General features: G+C 66.1%; 14 protein-coding genes. 7 read left to right on the forward strand and 7 right to left on the reverse strand.

What is annotated here, in order from left to right:
* Window positions 1-4 precede the first annotated feature (4 nt).
* On the forward strand, window positions 5-1,246 hold the full coding sequence (gene serA, locus RI032_RS20180; RefSeq protein WP_010482552.1) for a phosphoglycerate dehydrogenase: 1,242 nt from the start codon (window positions 5-7) through the stop codon (window positions 1,244-1,246).
* A 94-nt stretch (window positions 1,247-1,340) separates the two neighbouring features.
* Here the strand turns inward: serA and RI032_RS20185 are convergent, their stop codons facing one another.
* Window positions 1,341-1,955, reverse strand: a complete 615-nt coding sequence (locus tag RI032_RS20185) for an NUDIX hydrolase (RefSeq protein WP_082587827.1) — start codon at window positions 1,953-1,955, stop codon at window positions 1,341-1,343.
* A gap of 133 nt (window positions 1,956-2,088) precedes the next feature.
* Between RI032_RS20185 and RI032_RS20190 the strand changes: the two genes are divergently transcribed.
* The 5 genes from RI032_RS20190 to mtnC all read left to right on the forward strand — a co-directional run bounded on the left by RI032_RS20190 (window position 2,089) and on the right by mtnC (window position 7,716).
* The gene (locus RI032_RS20190; RefSeq protein ID WP_010482554.1) at window positions 2,089-3,564 is read left to right on the forward strand and encodes an amino acid permease; all 1,476 of its coding nucleotides are present in this window, start codon (window positions 2,089-2,091) and stop codon (window positions 3,562-3,564) included.
* An 82-nt stretch (window positions 3,565-3,646) separates the two neighbouring features.
* Complete coding sequence (locus RI032_RS20195; protein WP_010482555.1) at window positions 3,647-5,074, forward strand: amino acid permease; 1,428 nt, start codon at window positions 3,647-3,649, stop codon at window positions 5,072-5,074.
* 651 nt (window positions 5,075-5,725) lie between these two features.
* Complete coding sequence (locus tag RI032_RS20200; RefSeq protein ID WP_257472662.1) at window positions 5,726-6,367, forward strand: methylthioribulose 1-phosphate dehydratase; 642 nt, start codon at window positions 5,726-5,728, stop codon at window positions 6,365-6,367.
* 92 nt (window positions 6,368-6,459) lie between these two features.
* Complete coding sequence (locus RI032_RS20205; protein WP_019336326.1) at window positions 6,460-7,017, forward strand: 1,2-dihydroxy-3-keto-5-methylthiopentene dioxygenase; 558 nt, start codon at window positions 6,460-6,462, stop codon at window positions 7,015-7,017.
* Window positions 7,018-7,020: 3 nt separating this feature from the next.
* Window positions 7,021-7,716, forward strand: a complete 696-nt coding sequence (mtnC, locus tag RI032_RS20210) for an acireductone synthase (protein WP_049481467.1) — start codon at window positions 7,021-7,023, stop codon at window positions 7,714-7,716.
* 115 nt (window positions 7,717-7,831) lie between these two features.
* Here the strand turns inward: mtnC and RI032_RS20215 are convergent, their stop codons facing one another.
* The 6 genes from RI032_RS20215 to RI032_RS20240 form a co-directional block, all read right to left on the reverse strand.
* On the reverse strand, window positions 7,832-10,450 hold the full coding sequence (locus RI032_RS20215) for a beta-mannosidase (RefSeq protein WP_322547614.1): 2,619 nt from the start codon (window positions 10,448-10,450) through the stop codon (window positions 7,832-7,834).
* Window positions 10,451-10,551: 101 nt separating this feature from the next.
* A complete protein-coding gene (locus RI032_RS20220; RefSeq protein WP_191863917.1) occupies window positions 10,552-11,778 on the reverse strand; it encodes an AGE family epimerase/isomerase in 1,227 nt (408 codons plus the stop codon).
* Complete coding sequence (locus RI032_RS20225) at window positions 11,775-12,770, reverse strand: carbohydrate kinase family protein (RefSeq protein WP_322547615.1); 996 nt, start codon at window positions 12,768-12,770, stop codon at window positions 11,775-11,777. The genes RI032_RS20220 and RI032_RS20225 overlap by 4 nt, the downstream gene beginning before the upstream one ends.
* Window positions 12,771-12,777: 7 nt before the next feature.
* Window positions 12,778-14,091: an L-fucose:H+ symporter permease gene (fucP, locus tag RI032_RS20230; RefSeq protein WP_322547616.1), complete on the reverse strand. Its 1,314-nt coding sequence runs from the start codon at window positions 14,089-14,091 to the stop codon at window positions 12,778-12,780.
* Window positions 14,092-14,151: 60 nt separating this feature from the next.
* Window positions 14,152-15,201, reverse strand: coding sequence for a LacI family DNA-binding transcriptional regulator (locus tag RI032_RS20235; protein WP_010482566.1), 1,050 nt, complete (start codon window positions 15,199-15,201; stop codon window positions 14,152-14,154).
* Between the two features lie 96 nt (window positions 15,202-15,297).
* On the reverse strand, window positions 15,298-17,763 hold the full coding sequence (locus tag RI032_RS20240) for a GH92 family glycosyl hydrolase (protein WP_425603811.1): 2,466 nt from the start codon (window positions 17,761-17,763) through the stop codon (window positions 15,298-15,300).
* Window positions 17,764-18,818: 1,055 nt separating this feature from the next.
* Between RI032_RS20240 and RI032_RS20245 the strand changes: the two genes are divergently transcribed.
* Window positions 18,819-21,896 carry a TonB-dependent receptor gene (locus RI032_RS20245; protein ID WP_057504288.1) on the forward strand — a complete coding sequence of 1,026 codons (3,078 nt, stop codon included), beginning with the start codon at window positions 18,819-18,821 and terminating at the stop codon, window positions 21,894-21,896.
* The last annotated feature ends 97 nt before the right edge of the window (window positions 21,897-21,993 follow it).

The raw sequence follows: 21,993 nt of genomic DNA on the forward strand, positions 1-21,993 counted from the left end.
CCCCATGTCGCCGAAGAAGACCTCGTTCCCGAAGCAGGATATCCGCGTGCTGTTGCTGGAGGGGGTCAGCCAGACCGCCGTGGAGGTATTCAGCGCGGCCGGCTACAGCCAGATCGAAGCGCACACCAAGGCGCTGCCCGAGGACGAACTGAAGGCGCGCATCGCCGAGGCACATATTGTCGGCATCCGTTCGCGCACCCAGCTCAGCGCCGAGGTGCTGGCCGAGGCCAAGCGCCTGATCGCGGTGGGCTGTTTCTGCATCGGCACCAACCAGGTCGACCTGGACGCGGCCGAGCTGGCCGGTATTCCGGTGTTCAACGCGCCCTACTCCAATACCCGCAGCGTGGCCGAGCTGGTGATCGCCGAGGCGATCATGCTGACCCGCGGCATTCCGCAGAAGAACGCCGAATGCCATCGCGGCGGCTGGTCGAAGTCGGCCAGCGGCAGCCATGAAGTGCGCGGCAAGACGCTGGGCATCATCGGTTACGGCCACATCGGCACCCAGGTCGGCGTGCTGGCCGAATCGCTGGGCATGCAGGTGATCTTCCACGACGTGGAAACCAAGCTGGCGCTGGGCAATGCCCGTGCAGCGGCCAGCCTGGACGACCTGCTGGCGCGCGCCGACATCGTCACCCTGCACGTGCCGGAGACCCCGTCCACGCAGTGGATGATCGGCAGCACCGAGCTGGCCAAGATGCGCAAGGGCGCGCACCTGATCAATGCCGCACGCGGCACCGTGGTCGACATCGATGCACTGGATGCCGCACTGGCCAGCGGTCACGTCGGCGGCGCTGCATTGGACGTGTTCCCGGTCGAGCCGAAGGGCAACGGCGATATCTTCGAATCGCCGCTGACCCGCCACGATAACGTGATCCTGACCCCGCACGTAGGCGGCAGCACGCTGGAAGCGCAGGACAACATCGGCGTGGAAGTGGCGGCCAAACTGGTGCGCTACAGCGACAACGGCAGCACCCTGTCGGCGGTCAACTTCCCGGAAGTGACCCTGCCCGAACACGAAGACAGCCTGCGCCTGCTGCACATCCACCAGAACGTGCCGGGCGTGCTGTCCAGGGTCAACGAGATCTTCTCGCGCCACAACGTCAACATCGACGGCCAGTTCCTGCGCACCGACCCGAAGGTGGGCTACGTGGTGATCGACATTACCGCCAGCGAGGCGCAGGCCGCCGCCGTGCGCGACGAGCTGGCCGCGATTCCAGGCACGCTGCGGACGCGCATCCTGTATTGACGCGCGTCCCGCCTTGCACTTGTAGAGCCGAGCCCATGCTCGGCTGCGGTTCCGGCCCGTATCGAGCCGAGCATCGGCTCGGCTCTACAGGTTGCTAGCGCGCCAACCAACGGCGCGCCATGCGCTGCATCGACTCATCCGATTCCGGATCGGCGGCGACTTCGGTCACCGGCCGCCACGCCAGCTCCAGCGACTCCTCGCTGAGCACGAAGGCCTCGCCACCCAGCGCCCGGATCACGAAACGCACGTCGTAGTGCCAGTGTCCCGGCACGTCCTTGCGCTCCGGAATCCAGTGCTTGTCGATGTCGAAGATGGCTGGGTCTTCCAGCACCAGGCCGCTCAGGCCGGACTCCTCCTCGGCCTCCTTCAGCGCCACCCGGGCCAGGTCGCGGTCGCCATCGGCGTGGCCGCCCAGCTGCAGCCAGCGCTGCAGCTTGCGGTGATGGGTCAGCAGCAGGCGCTGGCCATCGGCACTGACCAGCCAGCAGCTGGCGGTGAAGTGGCCGGCCAGGCGCTCGCGGCGGAACGGATCTTCCGGATCGTCCAGCAATGTGCCGAATTCGGCAGCCAGTGCGTCGTGGGCAGGCTCGCGGCGGGCATAGTCCCGCAGCAGGCCACGCAGGCGATCGTCAAGCACGGCAAGGGTTTCGGCGGTCTGGCTCATGAATGGGCGGCGTTTGGAAAAATACTGCTCATTATCGCCGTTCATTGTTGCGATTGCGCTTGTGCGTTGGCTTCAGCTTTGGCTAAGGTACAGCGGGCCGTTCGCGCGGCCTTCACCATTCCAGGGTTGCCGGCAACGTATCGGCGGCCCACCCCATCCGATCACTAGGAAGTACTGCATGCTGAAAGCTCTGTTGAGGGTCAAGCCGGTTGAACCGGCCGGGCACGTCGATGCCGGCGAACCCATCGAAGGCAGCCTGGACGGCGAAGCCACGTTGAAACGGACCCTCACGGCTAAACACCTCATCCTGCTTGGCGTGGGTGCGGTGATCGGCGCAGGTATCTTCGTGCTGACCGGCCAGGCCGCGGCCAACCACGCCGGCCCGGCCGTCATGCTGTCGTTCGTGATCGCCGGTTTCGCCTGCGCCCTGGCGGGCCTGTGCTACGCCGAGTTCGCGGCGATGATGCCGGTCTCCGGCAGCGCCTACTCCTACTCCTACGCCACTCTCGGCGAAGGCATGGCCTGGTTCATCGGCTGGTGCCTGGTGCTGGAATACCTGTTCGCTTCGGCCTCGGTCGCGGTGGGCTGGTCGGCCTACCTGATCAGCTTCATCACCACCACGCTGCACATGCCGTTCCCGGATGCACTCAGTGCCGCGCCCATCGCCTGGACAGGCAGCGAGTTCATCGCCTCCGGCAAGCTGTTCAACCTGCCAGCGGTGCTGATCGTGGCGGCGGTGTCCGGCCTGCTGTACGTGGGCGTGACCCAGTCGGCCTTCGTCAACGCGATCATCGTGGCGATCAAGGTCACCGTCATCTGCCTGTTCATCGGCATCGGTGCGGCCCACATCGACCCGGCCAACTGGCAGCCGTTCATCCCGGAAAACACCGGCGTGCCGGGTGAGTTCGGCTGGAGCGGCGTGTTCCGCGCGGCCACCATCGTGTTCTTCGCCTACATCGGCTTCGATGCGGTCTCCACCGCCGCCGGTGAAACCAAGGATCCGCAGCGCAACATGCCGATCGGCCTGCTCGGCTCGCTGGCCGTGTGCACCCTCGTCTACATCATCGTCTGTGCGGTGCTGACCGGCATGATGCCGTACCACCTGCTGGGCACCGACAAGCCGGTGGCGACCGCGCTGGAGCCCTACCCGACCCTGTCCTGGCTGAAGACGTTCGTTGAGATCGGCGCCATCGCCGGCCTGTCCTCGGTGGTGCTGGTGATGATGATGGGCCAGACCCGCATCGCCTACACGATCTCCCGCGACGGCCTGCTGCCGAAGTTCTTCGGCAAGGTCCACGCCCGTTTCCGCACCCCGTACGTCGCCACCATCGTGGTCGGCGTGATCGCCGCCGCACTGGCTGGCCTGGTGCCGCTGAACGTGCTGGGTGAACTGGTGTCGATGGGGACCCTGCTTGCCTTCGCCACGGTCTGCATCGGCGTGCTCGTGCTGCGCTATTCCAAGCCGGAGATCCATCGCCCGTTCCGCGTGCCGATGGTGTGGATCATCTGCCCGCTGGGCGCGGCCACCTGCCTGTTCCTGTTCTGGCAGGCGTTCGTGGTGCACTGGCACCTGTTCGTGGGCTGGACGCTGCTCGGCCTGCTGATCTACCTGGGCTACGGCATCCGCAACAGCAAGCTGGCCAAATCGCCCTGATCCGCCTACGGGCCGGCCTCGCGCCGGCCCGTCCGTTTTCCCCGCGCGCCGGTCATGGCGCGCTTCGACAAGACCACCACACATGTTCAAGCAACTGTGGGCCACCAAGCACCCGCATGCCGCCCATGAAGACGCCAACGGCCTGAGCCTGCGCCGCCACCTCGGCCCCTGGGGCCTGACCGCCCTGGGTATCGGCGCGGTGATCGGCGGCGGCATCTTCGTCATCACCGGCCAGGCCGCCGCCAACCACGCCGGCCCGGCCATCATGCTGTCCTTCGTGCTGGCCGCCATCTGCTGCGCTTTCTGCGCGCTGGCCTATGCCGAGTTCGCCTCGATGGTGCCGGTCTCCGGCAGCGCCTACACCTACACCTACGCCACCTTCGGCGAGCTCTCGGCCTGGTTCATCGGCTGGATGCTGGTGCTCGAATACGGCGTCTCCGCCTCGGCGGTGGCGGTCAGCTGGACCGGCTACTTCCTCAGCCTGCTCAGCCAGTTCGACATCCATCTGCCAGCGGCGCTGGTCAGTGCGCCACTGGACGCACAGCTGCGCCCCACCGGTGCGATCGCCAACCTGCCCGCCGCGGCACTGGTACTGTTGCTGACCTGGCTGTGCTACGTCGGCATCAGCAAGTCATCGGCAATGAACATGGCGATGGTCGTGCTCAAGACCGGCCTCATCCTGCTGGTCATCGTGGTCGGCTGGAAGTACGTGGACACCAGCAACTGGACGCCGTTCATCCCCGCCAACGAAGGCCCCGGCAAGTACGGCATGGAAGGCGTGCTGCGTGGCGCGGCGATGGTGTTCTTCGCCTACATCGGCTTCGAGGCGGTGTCGGTGGCGGCGCAGGAATCGAAGAATCCGCAGCGCGACATGCCGTTCGGCATGATGCTGTCGCTGGTGATCTGCACCGTGCTCTACATCGCGATGGCCGCGGTGATGACCGGCCTGGTGCCGTTCCAGCTGCTCGGCACCGACGAGCCGGTGGTGACTGCCGTGGCGGCGCATCCGCAGCTAGGCTGGCTGCGCTGGGTGGTCGAGGTCGGCGCGCTGGTCGGCCTGTCCTCGGTGGTGCTGGTGATGATCATCGGCCAGCCGCGCATCTTCATGATCATGGGCCGCGACGGCCTGCTGCCGCCGGTGTTCACCAAGATCCATCCGAAGTACCGCACCCCGCACATCAACACCGTGATCACCGGCATCGGCATCGCGCTGCTGGCGGCGCTGTTCCCGCTGGACATCCTCGGTGAGCTGACCTCGATGGGTACACTGATCGCGTTCGCCGCCGTGTGTGCCGGCGTGCTGATCCTGCGCCGCACCCAGCCGGACCTGCCGCGCCCGTTCCGCATGCCGATGGCCTGGCTGATCTGCAGCCTGGGCGTACTGAGCTGTCTGGCGCTGCTGTCGGCGATGACGATGCACAACTGGATGCTGATGGGCGTGTGGACGTTCGTCGGTTTCGTGATCTATTTCTGCTACGGGTTCAGGCACAGCCGCCTGCGGGGTAAGTAAGGTTTTCTGAATTGCAGGGCCTGCGGCCCTGCACCCGCCTTTTAAGCCGGAGCAACGGCAGCGGCAACAGCTGGATTGAGGGTTTGGCGGGGCGGGTTGGGGTCGCGGGGGACGCCGTTAACCCGTCCCTGGGGCTTGGCCGCGGCATCCATGCCGCGGACACCCCCGCGACCCCAACCCGCCCCACCTCCGACAGTCTGCTGGCACATCCAGTAGATCCACGCCATGCGCGGATGAAACGTTCTCATGAACGAATGTTCCTGAATGAATGTTTCTGTAGAGCGGAGCCATGCTCCGCTCCGAGCAAGCGCAGCGAAGCGACCCGCTTTCCGCTTTTCCTTCTTCCTCCGTGGCCGGCCGCACGCCGGAACCTGTCAGAGGCGGGGCGGGTGGGCCGTGCAGGGGCGTTGGCGCCATGGATGGCGCCATCGAGCTTACAGGGGTGAAGGCGCTTTGCTTGCGAAGCACTGCTTCGCAAGCGCCTGAACGCACAGCCGCCAGCGGCTGGGCCGGGCCCCGGAGGGGGACTTGCAGCGTCCCCTGCACGGCCCACCCGCCCCGCCACCTCCATGAACCGCTTTCCGTGACCAACCAACCACCTCTCAGCCACGAGGGGCTCAGCCGTTGGCCGAATCCAGTAAAATCGCCGGCATGAACGCCCCCACCTTCCCGTACGACACCGCGCGCCTGAGCGAACTGGCCCAGCTGCTGATCGACAACGTCCGCGAACTGGCCCACGCCGGCTGGACCCCGGCCACAAGCAGCAACTTCTCCCACCGCCTGGACGACCGCCACGCTGCGATCACCGTCTCGGGCAAGGACAAGGGCCGCCTGATCGAGGACGACATCATGGTGGTGGACTTCGACGGCCAGGCCGTCGGCCGCCCGCTGCGCCCGTCCGCCGAAACCCTGCTGCACACCCAGCTGTACCGCCGCTTCCCCGAAGTGGGTTGCGTGCTGCACACCCATTCGCCGGTGCAGACCATCGCCTCGCGCCTGTACGCGCCGCAGGGCCACATCCGCCTGGAAGGCTATGAACTGCTGAAGGCCTTCGCCGGCAACAGCACCCACGAGATGGCCATCGACGTACCGGTGTTCGCCAACACCCAGGACATGAACGTGCTTTCAAAGCAGGTCGATGACCTGCTCGACCAGCAGAACCTGTGGGGCTACCTGATCGATGGCCACGGCCTGTACGCCTGGGGTCGCGACATGGCCGAGGCGCGCCGCCACCTGGAAGCCTTCGAGTTCCTGTTCCACTGCGAGCTGGAACTGCGCAGGCTGCGCGGCTGAACCGGCGCGCAGGTGCAGATGCCGATCCGGAATCTGCGCCTCGCCCCCACCCTGCTACCCTGTCTTCCCCCCGAGACGTTCAAGCTGCCGCCATGAGCCGACTGCGCATCTACGACGACACCCGCCCCGAATCGCCGCTGCTGGACACCCAGGACGGTGCGCTCATCGCTGCCGAACTGCAGAAGATCGGCGTTACCTTCGAACGCTGGCAGGCCACCGCACCGGTCGCGCCCGGTGCCAGCCAGGAGGAAGTATTCGCGGCGTACCGCGCCGACATCGACCGCCTGGTCGCCGAGAACGGCTTCAAGAGCGTGGACGTGGCCTCGATCGCCCCGGACAACCCGAACCGCGCCGAGCTGCGCAAGAAGTTCCTCGACGAGCACTTCCACAAGGAAGACGAGGTGCGCTTCTTCGTCGCCGGGTCCGGCCTGTTCACCCTGCACGTGGAAGACAAGGTCTACGAGATCGAGTGCGTGAAGGACGACCTGATCGCCGTGCCCGATGGCACCACCCACTGGTTCGACATGGGTGAGGAGCCGAGCTTCGTGGCGATCCGCTTCTTCACCGAGCCGGATGGCTGGGTCGGTCACTTCACCGGTACCGACATCGCGCAGAAATTCCCCCGTTACGTACCTACCCAGGCGTCCTGATCCATGCAGCCCCGCGTCATCCTGACCGACATCGAAGGCACCACCAGCAGCATCTCGTTCGTCAAGAACGTGCTGTTCCCCTATGCCCGCAAGGCCTTGCCGGCGTTCGTCGCCGAACATGGCCAGCAGCCGGAGGTCCGCCGCTGGCTGGATGCGGTGGCTACCGAGATCGGCGGTGCCTGCCAGGACAGCCTGGTGGCCGAGACGCTGCAGGGCTGGATCGACCAGGACCGCAAGCACACCGCACTGAAGGCGCTGCAGGGCCTGATCTGGGACGAGGGCTACCGTCGCGGCGATTACACCGCGCACTTCTACCCGGAAGTGGCGCCGGTGCTGAAGGGCTGGCACGCCTCCGGCCTGCCGCTGTACGTGTATTCCTCCGGCTCGGTGCCGGCGCAGAAGCTGTTCTTCGGCTTCAGCGACGCCGGTGACCTCAGCCCGCTGGTGTCGGGCTGGTTCGATACCGAGATCGGCGGCAAGCGTGAGGCCGACAGCTATCGCCGCATCGTGCAGGCCATTGGCGTGCAGGCCGGCGAGATCCTGTTCCTGTCCGATGTGGTGGAAGAACTGGATGCCGCCCGCGAAGCTGGACTGCAGACCCGCCTGATCGACCGCCTGGACGATTACCCGCTGCCGCGTACCGGCCAGGCCGCCAACGGCCACGAGCGGGTCGAGAATTTCCAGCAGATCCAGCTGTAAGGGTGTGCGGACCTACGGTCCGCACCCACCTCAACGGTCCACACCCACGCCGGGCATGGCCCGGCGCTACCGTGGTCCATGAATGGTAGCGCCGGGCCATGCCCGGCGGATGCCCTCAACGGTCGTTGAGGGTTTTCACCTTCAGCGCTTCGCGCAGCGTCGTCAGATCCACCGGGCCGCGCACCGCAATGTCGCGGGTTTCGCCCGGCAGCAGGTCCAGCAGGTTGTCTTCGACCTGCACATCCAACGCACCGAAATCAATCCACGCCGCGCGCACGTACGCCGCGCTTTCCAGCCGTAGTCGATAGTGGTCGCCTTCGATGGACAAGGTGGCCTTGAGCTTCTGCCGCGGCAACACCTGGTCCTTGGCTTCGACGAATCCGACCACCTGCCGCGCGCTCACCGCCCCATTCTGCAGCAGCTCGAACACGGCCACCGTGCGCTTCGGGTCGGCACCGGCCAGCAGCTCCGCGTCGCGGAAATCACCGATCGAGGTGACGCCTGCCGCCGTCAACGTCACCGCGTCCTCGCGTCGACGCAGCACCTTGCCGTCCATGTCCATCACCCGCAGCCGCCAACGCGCATCCTGCGCGGCGCCATCATCGATCAGGCGCACCCGCGTGCTGCCCTCGTCACGCAGCGCCGCCACCGTCACCGGCGCGAAGAAGCGCCGCGCGGCGAAATGCAGTGCCTTCCAGCGGCCAAAATAGTCCACGCTGGACCAGGAAGCGCCCGGCCAGACGTCGTTGAGCTGCCAGTACAGCGAGCCCATCGTGTACGGCCGCGAGGCGCGGTGATGCAATGCCGCCAGCGCGATGCCATCGGCCTGCATCACCTGGCTCAGGTAGACGAAGTCCTCGAAGTCCTTCGGCGTGCCGTAACCCAGTTCGATGTAGTGCAGCAGGCGGCTGTTGCCCTCGCCCGCCATGAACTTCTGGTGCGCGCGAATCACCGGGCTGTCGATGCGCTGCTCGGCGCGGGTGGCGATCTGGTCCACCGTCGCCACCGACGGCCACGCCTGCAGCCCGTACTCGGACATGAAGCGCGGCGTCTCGCGCAGGTAGGCCTGCACCGGCAGCGCCGGATTGCCCCAGACCTGCCAGTAGTGCTTGTCGCCACGGGTGGAATCGTTGGCTTTCTCATCCAGGTCGTTGCTGGGCGAGCTGGACCAGTACGGCACGCCCAACCCCTCCTCACCTACTACCTGGCGCAGGTCATTGCCGAACAGGTCGACATAGCCCTGCCACACCTTCGCTGCAAACGCCGGGTCGGCCGCCTTCAGGTCGCGACCATGGCCCCAGTCCTTCCAGGCGGTCTCTTCCTCGTTGTTGCCACACCACAGTACGATGCTGGGGTGGTGCCGCAGGCGGCGCACGTTGTCGCGCGCCTCGGCCACCACGCTGGCGCGGAACGCCGGATCGTAGCCCGGCTGCATGCCACCACCGAACATGAAGTCCTGCCAGACCAGCAGGCCCAGCTCATCGGCGATGTCGAAGAACGCATCATCCTCGTAGTAGCCGCCGCCCCAGTTGCGCAGCATGTTCATGTTGGCATCGCGCGCGGCGGTCAGCACCTGGCGCAGGCGTGCGGCATCGACGCGTGCGGGGAAGGCATCGAACGGAATCACGTTGGCGCCCTTGGCAAAGATCGGCACGCCGTTGATGACGAGGGCGAAGCCCTGCCCGCCCTTGCCGTCCTCTTCGCGGCGCAGCTCAACCGTGCGCAGGCCGATGCGCTGCTCGCGCGCCCGCGTTGCATCGGCGCCATCATCCAGGCGGGCCTGCACGGTGTAGCGGTCCTGTGCACCGTGGCCGACCGGCCACCAGCGCTGCGGCTTGACCAGTTCGACCGGTACTTCGACGGCGTTCTGGCCGGGCTTCAGCAGCACCGTGCGCTTCGCCTGGGCCACGCTGCGGCCCTGCGGATCCTGCACATCCACATTCACCACGGCCGAGCCCGCCGCCGCGCCCTGCTCCACCTGCAGCAGCACCGTCAGCTTCGCCTGCTGCGCGCTCAATGCATCAGTGCGCACCGCCAGATCAGCCAATCGATGCGTATCCCAGGCCTGCAGGTCGACACCGCGCCAGACGCCGGCGGTGACATAGCGCGGGCCCCAGTCCCAGCCGAAGTGGTAAGCCGGCTTGCGCGCGAAGTTGCCGACCATCGCGTCCTTCGGCTCGTCGCCATACGGCGAAGGATAGTTGCCGGCGATCTTGTGCGGCATCGCCTGTACGCCCGGAAGCAGCGTGCGGATCGGCGAACGGAACACGATCTGCAGTTCATTGCCGTTCGCGCGCAGGCGCCCATCCACGCGCGCACGCCACGTGCGGTGCGCGTTGTCCGCACGCAGCAGCGGCTTGCCGTTGAGGCTGACTTCGGCATAAGTGTCCAGCCCGTCGAAGCGCAGTTCGGCATTGGGCTTGGCCAGCGTCGCCGCATCCACGTCGAAGCGCGCGCGGTACTCCCAGGCCGCCAGGCCGATCCACTGTAGTTCGGCCTCCGGCGCGCCAACGTACGGATCGCGGATCAGCGCGTGGGCCAGCAGGTCGGTGTGCACGCTGCCGGGCACCTGGGCCGCACGCCACTGCTGCAGACCGGGATGGGCCGCGCCCTGCGCGTCGCCGGGCAGCATGCGGAATTCCCACTGTGCCTGTAGTGGCGCCGCAGTTGCCGGGAAGGCGGAAGCCGCGATCAGCAGCAGGAGCAGGCGGACAACGAGGGGAAGGCGATGCACGGGATGCTCCTGTTTTTCCGCCGGGCATGGCCCGGCGCTACCGATTCAACACGCCACGGTAGCGCCGGACCACGTCCGGCGAGCGCGCAGCGCGGCAGACCTCAACGCACGACGTTCAACACTTCGTAGCACGCACCCATGGTGTGGTAATCCACCTTGCCGGCCGGGCTCTTCTCGTCGCTGTACTTGCGGTTGTCGGCATCGAGGATGCGGAACCAGGCGCCGTACTGATGGTCGACGAAGTGCTCCCACGCGTACGCCCAGATGCGCTCGTACCACTGCCAGTAGCGGTCATCACCGGTGCGCTTGGCCATCAGTGCGGCGGTGGCCAGCGTTTCGGCCTGCACCCAGAAGTACTTGTCGTCGTCGCAGACGAAGCTGTCGCCACCGATCGGCGCGCCCTCCATGCCCGGCTGCCGGCGCGATTCCGGTGCGAAGCCGTAGTACAGGCCGCCTCGCGCGTCGTCCCAGCTGCGCGCCACGGCCACGTCGAACAGATGCTGCGCGGTCGGCACCAGCCAGTCGGCCTGCACGTGGCGATCGAGGATCAGCAGCAGCTTGGCCCACTCGGTCTGATGCCCCGGCTGGAAGCCCCACGGGCGGAACAGGTGCTTGGGATCGTCCAGGTTGTAGTCCCAGTCGATCTCCCAGTTGGAATCGTAGTGCTCCCAGACCAGGCCGCCAGCCTTGGCGGCCTGGCGGCGGGTCATGTTGTCGGCCAGCTGCAGCGCACGCTCGACGTAACGCGGTTCGCCACTGGCCTCGAACGCCGCCAGCATCGCCTCGCACATGTGCATGTTGGCGTTCTGGCCGCGATAGCCGGTGAAGTTCCACTGGCCGTCGGCCTCGTCCTTGTACAGGCCGTGCTGCGGCTCCCAGAAGCGCGCTTCCAGCAGTTGCCAGGTCTCGTCCATCCAGGCGCGCGCCTGCTCGATGCCGGCCTTCAGCGCACAGCTGTAGGCCAGCAGCACGAACGCCACGCCATAGCAGTGGTTCATGTCGTCCTCGACCTTGCCGTCGCGCAGGGTCCAGGCGTAGCCACCGGTGGCCGGATTGCGATGCACCTCGCGCAGATAGCGCACGCCATGCTCGACCGCGTCGCGGTACTCGGCGTTGCCGAACTCGCGGTATGCCATCGCGTAGTTGAAGACGAAACGGGTGCTGCTCACCAGGTGGCGGTGGCTGGCATCGTAGATGCTGCCGTCATCACGGAAGTAGTGGAAGAAGCCGCCGTTCGGATCGATGCAGCGCGGGTGGTAGAACGCCATCGTGTCGGCGATATGCGCACGCAGGAACGCGGGTGAACGGAAATCGGGCGAGGTGCTCATGCGGCAATGTCCTGGGCCTGCAGCAGCTGCTGCACTTCATCGAGCGAGGGCATCGCGGCGAACGCGCCCTTGCGGGTAACAGCCAGAGCGCCGACCGCGGCACCGAAGCGCAGCGTGGCGGTGATCGCCTCCGGGTCCTGGCAGAACGCTGCAAAGCCTGCACCGGCCCCGCCACGCTCCAGCAGTCCGACCAGCACGCCACCGACGAAGGCATCGCCGGCGGCCGTGGTATCGACGGTGGCCACACGGAAGCTGGTGACCGTGCCGTGGTCGTCGCGCGTATACCAGTGCAGCGTGGCCGCACCATCGGTAACGATTACCCAGCGCGCCTGCGCGGCCAGCAGGCGCTTCAGCACCACTGCCTCGCCATCGGCACCTAGCGGTGCCGCCAGGTAATCCAGCTCCTCGCGCGACAGCTTGACCAGGTCGGCGCGTTCCAGCGCCTGCCACAGGCGCGGCGTCGGGTCCTCGTTGGCCGGCCACAAGGCGGGACGCAGGTTGAGGTCCAGGCTGACCACCGCGCCGGCTGCACGCGCACGATCCATGCCGGCGAAGGTCGCTTCGGCGATGGCCGGCTCGGTCAGGCTGTTGGAGCAGACATGGAAGCACTGCGCGCTGTCGAAGCACGCGGCCTGGAAGTCGCTGTCACGGAACAGCAGATCGGCCGCCGGCGGGCGGTAGAAACTGAAGCTGCGCTCGCCGCTGGCATCCAGCGCGACGAAGGCCAGTGCGGTCTTGGCCGCATCGGTGCGCACGATGTAATCCGTGCCGACGCCGTGTTCGACCAGGCTTTCGGCCAGGAAGTCACCGAACATGTCGCGGCCCAGCATGCCGACGAACTGGGTCTTCGCACCAAGGCGCGCTGCCGCCACCGCAACATTGGCCGGCGCGCCGCCGGCGTACTGCAGGAACGCGCGCGGGGTGTCGGTCGAAGCCGGCGGCTGCGCTAGTAGATCGATCAAAATTTCGCCGAAGCAAACGATGGAACCCATTCCGGACTCAGCCTCCCTGCGTTGCGGAAGCCGGCGTACGTGCGCCGACCAGTCCGTAGAAGATGATGTAGCCGTAGCACAGCAGCGGCAGGATGAAGCTGGCCTGCACGCCGATGTGGTCGGCCAGCACGCCCTGCAGGTACGGCACCACGGCGCCACCGACGATGGCCATGATCAGCAGGCTGGAGCCCTTGTTTGTCAGCGGGCCCAAGCGCTCGATGCTCAGTGCGAAGATGGTCGGGAACATGATCGAATTGAACAGGCCGATCGCCACCACCGAGTACAGCGCGATGTTGCCGGAGCTCAGTATGGTCGTGACCAGCAGGGCCACGTTGACCAGCGCGAAGATCGCCAGCAGGCGGCTCGGCGAGAAGCGCGCCAGCAGCGCGGAGCCCGCGAAGCGGCCGATCATCGCCATCGTCCAGTAGGCCGACACGTAATGGGTGGCCTCCTGTTCGCTGAAGCCACCGATGTTCGGCATCGACAGGTAATTGACCAGGAAGCTGCCGATCGATACTTCGGCACCGACGTAGAAGAAGATGCCGAGCACGCCCAGCAGCAGGTGGCGCTTGCGCAGCGCATCCAGGTAGCTGTGATGGTGGCCCTGGTCGGCCTGCTCGGTGGCGTCGCTCAGCGCCGGCAGGCGGAACAGGAACACGAACATTGCCAGCAGCACCAGCGCAACCGCCAGGCCCACGTACGGGCCCTGCACCGCCTGCGCCTCGGCGGCGCGGTAGGCCAGCTGTTCGGCGGCCGGCAGCGCCGCGATGTCGTCAGCGCTCTTGACCGTGTTGGACAGGATCAGCATGCCGCCGAAGATCGGGGCGATGGCCGTGCCCAGCGAGTTCAGTGCCTGCGCCAGGGTCAGGCGGCTGGAACTGGTCTGCTCCGGGCCCAGCAGCGCGACGTAGGGATTGGCAGCCACCTGCAGCACGGTGATGCCGGTAGCCAGCACGAACAGCGCACCAAGGAAGGCGCCGTACACGCGCAGCTCGGCCGCGGGCCAGAAGCCCAGCGCACCGATACCGGCGATCACCAGGCCGGCCACGATGCCCTTCTTGTAGCCCAGCGCCGCCACCAGGCGACCCGCCGGCAGCGACATCAGGAAATAGGTGCCGAAGAAGGTGAACTGCACCAGCATCGCCTTGGCGTAGTTCAGCTCGAACACCGCCTTCAGGTGCGGGATCAGGATGTCATTGAGGCAGGTCAGGAAGCCCCACATGAAGAAGATCGTGGTGACGACAGCCAGCGCCTTGCCGTTGGTGACGGCGGGTGCGTTGCCCGAAGATCCCGTTGGACGGGGCGTTGCGGAGATCGGCATGCGGTACGCGCCTCGATGCGCGGAAGGTCGTTGTTGCGTGGAAGGGATATATGGAAGAAATCAGTTCGGTCGTGCGGCGCTGCTTTCGCGGATGCGCAGCTGCACCGGCGCGACCGTGCGCCGTGGCGGCGCGTCCGGTTCGTCCAATCGTTGCAGCAGCAGCGCGGCAGCTTGCCGACCCCGCTCGCGCGGATCGGCGGTGAGCGTGGTCAGTGGCGGTACCGCGACCGACGCCTCGGAAATATCATCGAAACCGGTAACGGCAAAATCACCGCCCGGACGGATGCCACGTGAATTCAAGCCCAGCATCAGGCCCAGCGCGACGGTGTCGTTGTAGCAGACCGCCGCACTCGGGCGATGGCCGTCGGCAAACAATTCATCGGTACGCGCCGCGGCTTCCAGGCGGTTCGGCGCCGACTCGATCATCCAACCCGGGGGCAGTGACAGGCCGGCTTCGGCCAGCGCCTGCTGGAAACCGGCGCGGCGCTGGTGGCACGAGCTCGATGCAGCATGGCCGCCGAAGAAGGCAATCTGGCGATGGCCGCGCTCGATCAGGTGGCGCGTGGCCAGATAGGCACCGTGCTGGTTGTCCAGGGTCAGGAAGTCCCAGTCGGCGCCGTCCAGTTCACGATTGAACAGCAGCACGTTGGCATTGGCACCCAACGCCTGCCGCAACTGCGCGGTATCGCTGCCCTCGGCCGGCGACAGGATCAAGCCGGCCGGGGTGTGTTCCATCAGCGTGGACAGCACCGCCTGCTGGCGCTCCGGCGATTCACCGGTACTGCCCAGCAGGGTCACGTAGCCGCGCCCGCCCAACGCCTCGTCCACGCCGGAGGCAAATTCGGCGAAGAACGGGTTGGACAGATCGTTGATCACCAGCGCGATGCTTGACGACGTACGACGACGCAGGTTGGCCGCCGCGCGGTTGTAGACATAGCGCTGGCGACGCAGTTCGGCCTCGACCTTGGCGCGGGTATCGACGTTGACCAGTGGGCTGCCACGCAGCACCAGCGACACGGTTGCCCGTGACACGCCGATGGCACGCGCGATGTCGGTCACCGTCACCGCCTTGCCGGCGCGCTTGCTGGGACTGCTGCCGTTGTCGTTCATCGTCTTCCCGGACTCCGCTGGAGGCTCAAGCCTAATGGATCAGGGCCGTGTCGTGCCGTGCCGTTCGCTGGGTGACCGCGAACGGCACAGTCCGGCTCAGCGCAGCTGGCTGCCCGGTGCCGCGCACCAGGACACCGGCAGGTCCTTCACCGCCGTACCCCAGCCCTGCTCCGGCGCCTTCGCGTCGAGCGCGAACTGCAGGCGCGGGCCCTGCTGCAGCTGGTTCCAGTCCAGCCACACCGGCGCATGTGCCTGGCCATCGACCTTCACGCCCTGGACGTACTGCAGGCGGCGGCCATCGGCACCCGGCGCGTCGATGCGCAGCGTGCGGCCATTGCCCATGTCCACTTCCACCTTGCTGAAGCGCGGGGTGTGCAGCAGGAACTGGCCGCTGCCCGGCACCGCCGGGTACACGCCGATGGCACTGAACAGGTACCAGGCCGACATCGTGCCGAGGTCGTCATTGCCGGTCACGCCGTTCGGGGCGTTGGTGAACAGCTGCTGCGCAGCGCGCACCACGGCAGCGGTCTTCCACGGCTGGCCGATCAGCGTGTACAGCCACGGCGAGTGCAGGTCGGGCTCGTTGTTCGGGTTGTAGCGGAACTGGTTGTAATAGCTGTACGGCCCGACCACCCACTCTTTGCGGGCGGCATTGAGCGGGTCGGCCTGCAGCGCGTCCATCGCGAAGAAGGCATCGAGGCGGCGGCCGGCCTGTTCGCGGCCGTCCATCGCCTCGACCAGGCCCGGCACGTCCTGCTGCGCCAGCCATTGGTACTGCCACGCTGTGCCTTCATGGAAACCGTGATGCGAGCGCGGGCTGTAGTGGCCATCGGCCGGCGTGTACCACTGGCCATCTTCAGTGCGCGGGCGCGGAAAACCGGTGAAGCCGGTCTCGGCGTCACGCACCTGCGGGTCCCACACCTTGCGCCAGTTGCGGCCGCGCTCACGCAGCGTCGCCGCGTCTTGCGCGTGGCCGAGGCCATCGGCCATCTGCGAAAGCGCACAGTCGGCCAGCGCGTATTCCAAGGTGGCCGAACCGCCATGGTGCGGATCGACGTCCATGCCCTTGGACGGGAACGCGCGGTCGTAGACCACGTAGCCCTTGTCCAGATAGGTCGGGTTGCCGGAACGGCCGGCCATGCGCGAGTTCAACGGCGGCGTGCCGAAGGCGTTGCGGCGCAGCGCATCCCAGGCCTGCGATTCACGGCCCTTGAGGGCGCCGAAGCGCCACAGGTCGACCATGAACGGGGTGACCGGGTCGCCGGTCATGATGTTGGTCTCGAAGTTGGCATAGCCCCAGCGCGGCAGCCAACCACCCTGCTCGTCGATCGCCAGCAGGGTACGGCCGATATCGCGTGCCACGTCCGGGCGGGTCAGCGCCAGCCACTGGTTCTGCGCGCGGTAGGTATCCCACAGCGAGAAGTACTCGTAGTAGGTCCAGCCGTCGGCACGGTGGATACCATCGTCATAGCCGCGGTAGCGGCCGTCGGCGTCGTTGCCGGTCATCGGCTGCAGCAGCGCGTGGTAGACCGCGCTGTAGAACACCGCGCGGTCGTCGGCGTTGCCACCCTGCACGCGCACCCGGCCCAGCTGCTCGCGCCAGGATTGCTGGGACAACGCACGCATGCGGTCGAAACCGAGCAGCGCCCCATCCTGCATGCCGTCCGCGCGCAGGTTGATGCGCGCGCCTTCGGCATCCACGTGCGAGATCGCGCTGACCGCCGTCACCGACTGGCCCTTGGCCAGATCAAAGCTGAGCCAGGCCCCATTCGGCTTCTGTTCGCCTTCCATGCTGTGGCGTGCGCCCGGCAGGCCACCACCCTCGCCCCAAGTGCCATGCGCCTTGAACGGGCGATCGAACTCGATGCGGAACCAGGTGGTGTACTGGTGGCCGCCACAGAAACTCTTGGTGACCAGCTTGCCTTCCACCACGCGGTCGCCGACCACATCGACCACGCTGCCGATCACCGAATGGCGCTCGTTGGCCTGGCCGACATTGACCAGCACGTGGCCATCGCCCTGGCGCTGGCTGAAGGTGTAGCGCTCGGCTGCGGCGCGCGTACGTGCGGTCGATTCTGCGTCGATTCCGCCGTAGCTGGTCAGCCGCACTTTGTAATAGCCGGCCTGGCCGACCTCGCCGTCATGGGTGTACGACGAGGCATACGCCTTGTGGTCAAACTGCTTGGCGTTGCCGGTATCGAAATCGCCGCCCGGGCCGATCGAACCGGTCACCGGCAGCACCGACACCTGGCCGCCCTGCTCCCAGCAACCTGCGCCGGAGATGAAGGAGTGGCCGAAACCGCGGATCTTCTCGTCGTCATAGCGCCAGCCCGAGTAGTGGCTGCCGATCGGGCTGACCTGGATCAGGCCGAACGGTGCCGACGCGCCCGGGAACGTGTTGCCGTCGTCCTTGCTGCCGATGAAGGTGTTGACCTCGCGCTCCAGTGCTGCCGGCGCGGCCTGCAGCAGCATCGGCGACGCCGACAGTGCGAGCAGGCAGGCCAGCCGCGCCAGCGGGCGCGAAGACAATGGGACGGCGGGAGCGGACGGCACTGGACGCATGTCGGGTTCCTGTAGTCGATGACACGGAGGCAGACGGCCGGGGTCGTCCTGCACCGTTCCGCTGAGCTTCGCCGTGACCGGCAGAGAGCTCCCCCTGGAATGACGCCCGACCCACGCGACCGTGAATTTAGATCGATTCAAGTAGAGCATGCTGGTTCAGCCGAATGCATTCTGCGGCGCAGCATGAGAGGGGGTGTTCGGCAGGGCTGCGCCCTGCACCTGCTCCGAGCTGGAGCAACAGCAACAGCAACAGCAGAAGCTGGTTTCCTGCGGGGAGTCGGGCTGGGTCCGGTTGCGGGGGACGCCGTAAACCCGTCCCTGGGGGCTTGGCCGCGGCATCCATGCCGCGGACACCCCCGCAACCGGACCCACCCCGCCTTCGACAGATTTCCGCGATCTGCCTGCATTTTTGTAGAGCCGAGCCGTGCTCGGCTCAATTCGTTCCGATGTCGAAATATTCGATTTCGATTGACGTTCATCCACGCATGGCTCGGGTCTACCAATACCCATCCAACCGTCACCGGGAAACTGTCGAAGGTGGGGCGGTGTCGGATTGCGGGGTGTCCGCGGCATGGATGCTGCGGCCAAGCCCCCATGGACGGGTTTACGGCGTCCCCGCAATCCGACACCGCCCCGCCAAGCCACAGACAACCCAGAGCCGCTTTGGCTTTGGCTTTGGCTTTGGCTTTGGCTGTAGACGACGCCCTGGCTTGAAGCAGGTGCAGGGCGCAGCCCTGCCGACCCACCCTTCCCCTGCGCACGAAAACGATTTCACTGTTTTCAGCAAACCGTCATCCCTTCGCCACGCCAGTACCATATTGCGGAGCAGCATGCGCCCGCGCGCGACCCATGCTAAAAAACGCCCGCCCATCGCTTAGATCGATCCAAGAACGACGCTGCGATGGCCGGGAGTTGGGGGAGCAGCAACAGGACGTACCAGGCCACGCGCACGGTGCTACTGCCACTGCATGGCAATAGCGACAATGTCACTTCAAATTAGATCGATTCAAGTTGTCCGTGCCACGTCACCGGATCAATCCAGGAGAGAGGGAGAGATGGGAATGAAGCATTCAACACGTACGCATGGCCAGGACGCACTGGCGTTGGCCATCGCGCTGGCCTTGGCCGCCGCCGTCATTCCGGCTGGCGCCGCCGCGCAGCAGGCCGCTTCCACCGGCGCGCAGGACGCCACCAACCTGGACAGCGTCCAGGTCACCGGCTACCGCTACGCCATTGAAAAGAGCCTTGAGCAGAAGCGCGACGCCAACGCCGTGGTCGAAGTGATCACCGCCGAAGACGTCGGCAAGTTCCCCGACAAGAACGTGGCCGACGCACTGCAGCGCGTGCCCGGCGTGGTCATCACCCGCAGTGGCGGCGAAGGCAAGACCGTCAGCGTGCGTGGCCTGGCACCAGACCTGACCCTGACCCAGTTGAACGGCAACTACGTCGCCACGTCGGAAACCAACGACGAAGCGACCCGTTCGTTCAACTACACCCTGCTGCCGTCGAACATGCTGTCCAGCGCGGAGCTGTTCAAGTCGCCGGAAGCACGCATCGACGAAGGCGGCATCGGCGGCACGGTGATTCTGCACACCCGTCGTCCGCTCGACATGGAGTCCAACTCGGGCTTCGTCACGCTTGAGGGCACCTCCTCCGATACCCACCACGATATCGACCCGCAAGCCTCGGCCCTGTATTCGTGGCACAGCAAGGATGAGCGTTTCGGCGTGCTGATCGGCGTGACGCAGCAGAAGCGCACCACCCGTACCATGGAAGCCAGCACCGAGGACTACCAGTGGTATGGCGCCGGCAAGGCGCGCGATGCCTATGGCAACGTGCAGGCGCAGGATGGCATCCACTACTGGTGGGGCAAGTCCGGTTTCAACAACCAGACCGGCGGCAACTACAGCGATTTCTTCATGCCGACGTCGGTCAACTTCGCGGTGAAGGAAGAAAAGCGCGAGCGCAAAGGCGGCCAGCTGACCTTCCAGTTCAAGCCGGTCGACAACGTCACGATGACGGCCAACTACTTCCGCTTCGAACTGCAGGGTGATTACACCCAGAACATGCTGAAGATTCCGGAATGGAGCATGGCCCGCTTCAATGGCGATGGCAACTGGGCCGGTGGACGCCTGCTCAACGGCCTGGACTTCGATCCCAGCGGCAACACCGTTACCGGCGCCCAGTTCGAAAAGCTGGCGGGGAAAACCTACTACTGCAATGAAGACCAGGCCAAGGCCGCCGGCCTCAAGCCCGGTGGCTGGGGCCCGGACGACTGCACGGTTCCGACGCCGCAGCTGACCGGTGGCTACAGCAAGGAAAAGGCGCTGTCGCAGACCGCTGACCTGACCATCGACTGGGACATCAGCCCGCTGTGGAAGGCCTCGTTCACCGGCGGCCGCACCTGGTCCGAAGGTGGTCCGTCGATGAACTTCCGGATGTCGGCCAAGCCGCGCCGCAAGGTCGGCAACGATTACCTGTCGGGCAATCTGTACAGCGCCTGGGATCTGACCGGCACGCCTTCGGCCACCTTCTCGCCCGACCTGCAGCAGCAGCTGATGAACGGCATCGCCGAAGTCGACACCGGCTCGACCGATTCGTCGTGGAAGCGCACCGAGGTCAAGCAGAACTACTTCCAGGCCGACGTCACCAAGCTGTTTGAATCCGGCTGGCTGGACTCCATCCAGTTCGGTGCCAAGTACCGTGATGGCAAGGTCCACCGCAACACCGGCAACACCTACTGGGTGTGCCCGGGCCGTGACCCGGCCGACTATGACAACAGCCGCTACCAGAGCGGCTGCGATCCGACTGCCGGCGATGCGCAGCCTGGCTTCTTCCTGTCCAACCCGATCAGCAACATCGCTGGTGGCTTCAATGCCAACGTGTTCCCGGGCATCAACTACCCGGCCTACATCGACTACCTGAACAAGACCTACGGCGGTTCGCACAACCGTACCGAGGAAGACTTCGTCTACAACGTCAACGAGAAGATCTATTCGGGCTACTTCCAGGCCAACTTCCGCACCGAGCGTCTGCGCGGCAACGTTGGCGTGCGCGTGGTGCGCACCAAGCAGTTCGCGCAGTCCTCCGACTCGATCGAGAAGTTCAACGACTACTTCCTGGACAACGCGTCCGGCGCGCCGATGGCGTGTACCGATCCGGCCGCTGCAGCCTACCCGACCTACAGCTGCGAGAGCGGCTTCGTGCGCCTGCCGCACGACCTGGCGCAGAGCAAGACCTACAGCCTGATCGGCGTGGATCGCACGTACACCGACGTGCTGCCGAGTTTCAATATCGCCTGGGACATCACCGACACGCTGGTGCTGCGTGGCGCCGCATCGAAGGTGATCGCCCGCCCCGGCTACACCGACATCGCAGCACCGGGCGCACTGAGCTATTACAGCGAAGAGTACGTCAATGATCGCCGCGTTGCCGGTGGCGCTTCGACCGCAGGCTGGGTGGGCCAGGGCAGCAACAAGCAGCTGGAACCGTTCAAGGCCACCCAGTTCGACCTGGGCCTGGAGTGGTACTTCCAGCCGGGCGCAGTCGCCGGCGTCGGCCTGTTCCGCAAGAACGTGGACAACTTCACTTTGCCGGTGGTGCGCGACACGCCGATGGTCATCAACGGTGAAGCGGTGAACGTGCAGCGCTACGAGACCCAGGCCAATGGCCGCGATGGTGTGTCGCAGGGCGTCGAGCTGTATGGCCAGTACACCTTCGATTTCGGCTTCGGCGTGCAGGCCAACTACACCTACAACGACACCAACCTGGCCTCGATTGTTCTGGACGGCCAGGAAATCGGCTCCTCGCCGCTGGTTGGCAGCGCCAAGAACCAGGCCAACGTCACGGTGTTCTACGAGAACGAGAAGTTCCTCGCGCGCGCTTCGTTCAACCGTCGCGGCCAGGTGGTCGGCGGGCTCAACAATGGCCTCACCGTCTACACCGAACCGTATGACCAGCTGGACCTGAATGTTGCCTACAACCTGACCCCGGACTGGACCCTGACCGCCTCGGTGATCAATGCCACCAAGTCCGAGCAGCGCGTGCACCTGGGCAATGACACCAAGGCCCGCCTCGTCTCCAACACCTACGCAGGCCGCCAGCTGTACTTCGGCGCCACCTGGAAGTTCTGAAGCACCACGGGTTGCGCGGGTACGCCCGGCGCAGCCCACGCCCTGCTCCGGCGGGGACGTTCCTCCACGGCAGCCACGCTGGTACAGGTGGCTGCCG

Origin of the sequence: Stenotrophomonas geniculata (assembly GCF_034508895.1) — a bacterium.
Lineage (GTDB): Bacteria > Pseudomonadota > Gammaproteobacteria > Xanthomonadales > Xanthomonadaceae > Stenotrophomonas > Stenotrophomonas geniculata.

Excerpts from the sequence above, each read along its gene's own strand:
- serA (WP_010482552.1), top strand. The coding sequence starts at position 5 with ATGTCGCCGAAGAAGACCTCGTTCCCGAAGCAGGATATCCGCGTGCTG.
- RI032_RS20185 (WP_082587827.1), bottom strand. The coding sequence starts at position 1,955 with ATGAACGGCGATAATGAGCAGTATTTTTCCAAACGCCGCCCATTCATG.
- RI032_RS20190 (WP_010482554.1), top strand. The coding sequence starts at position 2,089 with ATGCTGAAAGCTCTGTTGAGGGTCAAGCCGGTTGAACCGGCCGGGCAC.
- RI032_RS20195 (WP_010482555.1), top strand. The coding sequence starts at position 3,647 with ATGTTCAAGCAACTGTGGGCCACCAAGCACCCGCATGCCGCCCATGAA.
- RI032_RS20200 (WP_257472662.1), top strand. The coding sequence starts at position 5,726 with ATGAACGCCCCCACCTTCCCGTACGACACCGCGCGCCTGAGCGAACTG.
- RI032_RS20205 (WP_019336326.1), top strand. The coding sequence starts at position 6,460 with ATGAGCCGACTGCGCATCTACGACGACACCCGCCCCGAATCGCCGCTG.
- mtnC (WP_049481467.1), top strand. The coding sequence starts at position 7,021 with ATGCAGCCCCGCGTCATCCTGACCGACATCGAAGGCACCACCAGCAGC.
- RI032_RS20220 (WP_191863917.1), bottom strand. The coding sequence starts at position 11,778 with ATGAGCACCTCGCCCGATTTCCGTTCACCCGCGTTCCTGCGTGCGCAT.
- RI032_RS20225 (WP_322547615.1), bottom strand. The coding sequence starts at position 12,770 with ATGGGTTCCATCGTTTGCTTCGGCGAAATTTTGATCGATCTACTAGCG.
- fucP (WP_322547616.1), bottom strand. The coding sequence starts at position 14,091 with ATGCCGATCTCCGCAACGCCCCGTCCAACGGGATCTTCGGGCAACGCA.
- RI032_RS20235 (WP_010482566.1), bottom strand. The coding sequence starts at position 15,201 with ATGAACGACAACGGCAGCAGTCCCAGCAAGCGCGCCGGCAAGGCGGTG.
- RI032_RS20240 (WP_425603811.1), bottom strand. The coding sequence starts at position 17,763 with ATGCGTCCAGTGCCGTCCGCTCCCGCCGTCCCATTGTCTTCGCGCCCG.
- RI032_RS20245 (WP_057504288.1), top strand. The coding sequence starts at position 18,819 with ATGGGAATGAAGCATTCAACACGTACGCATGGCCAGGACGCACTGGCG.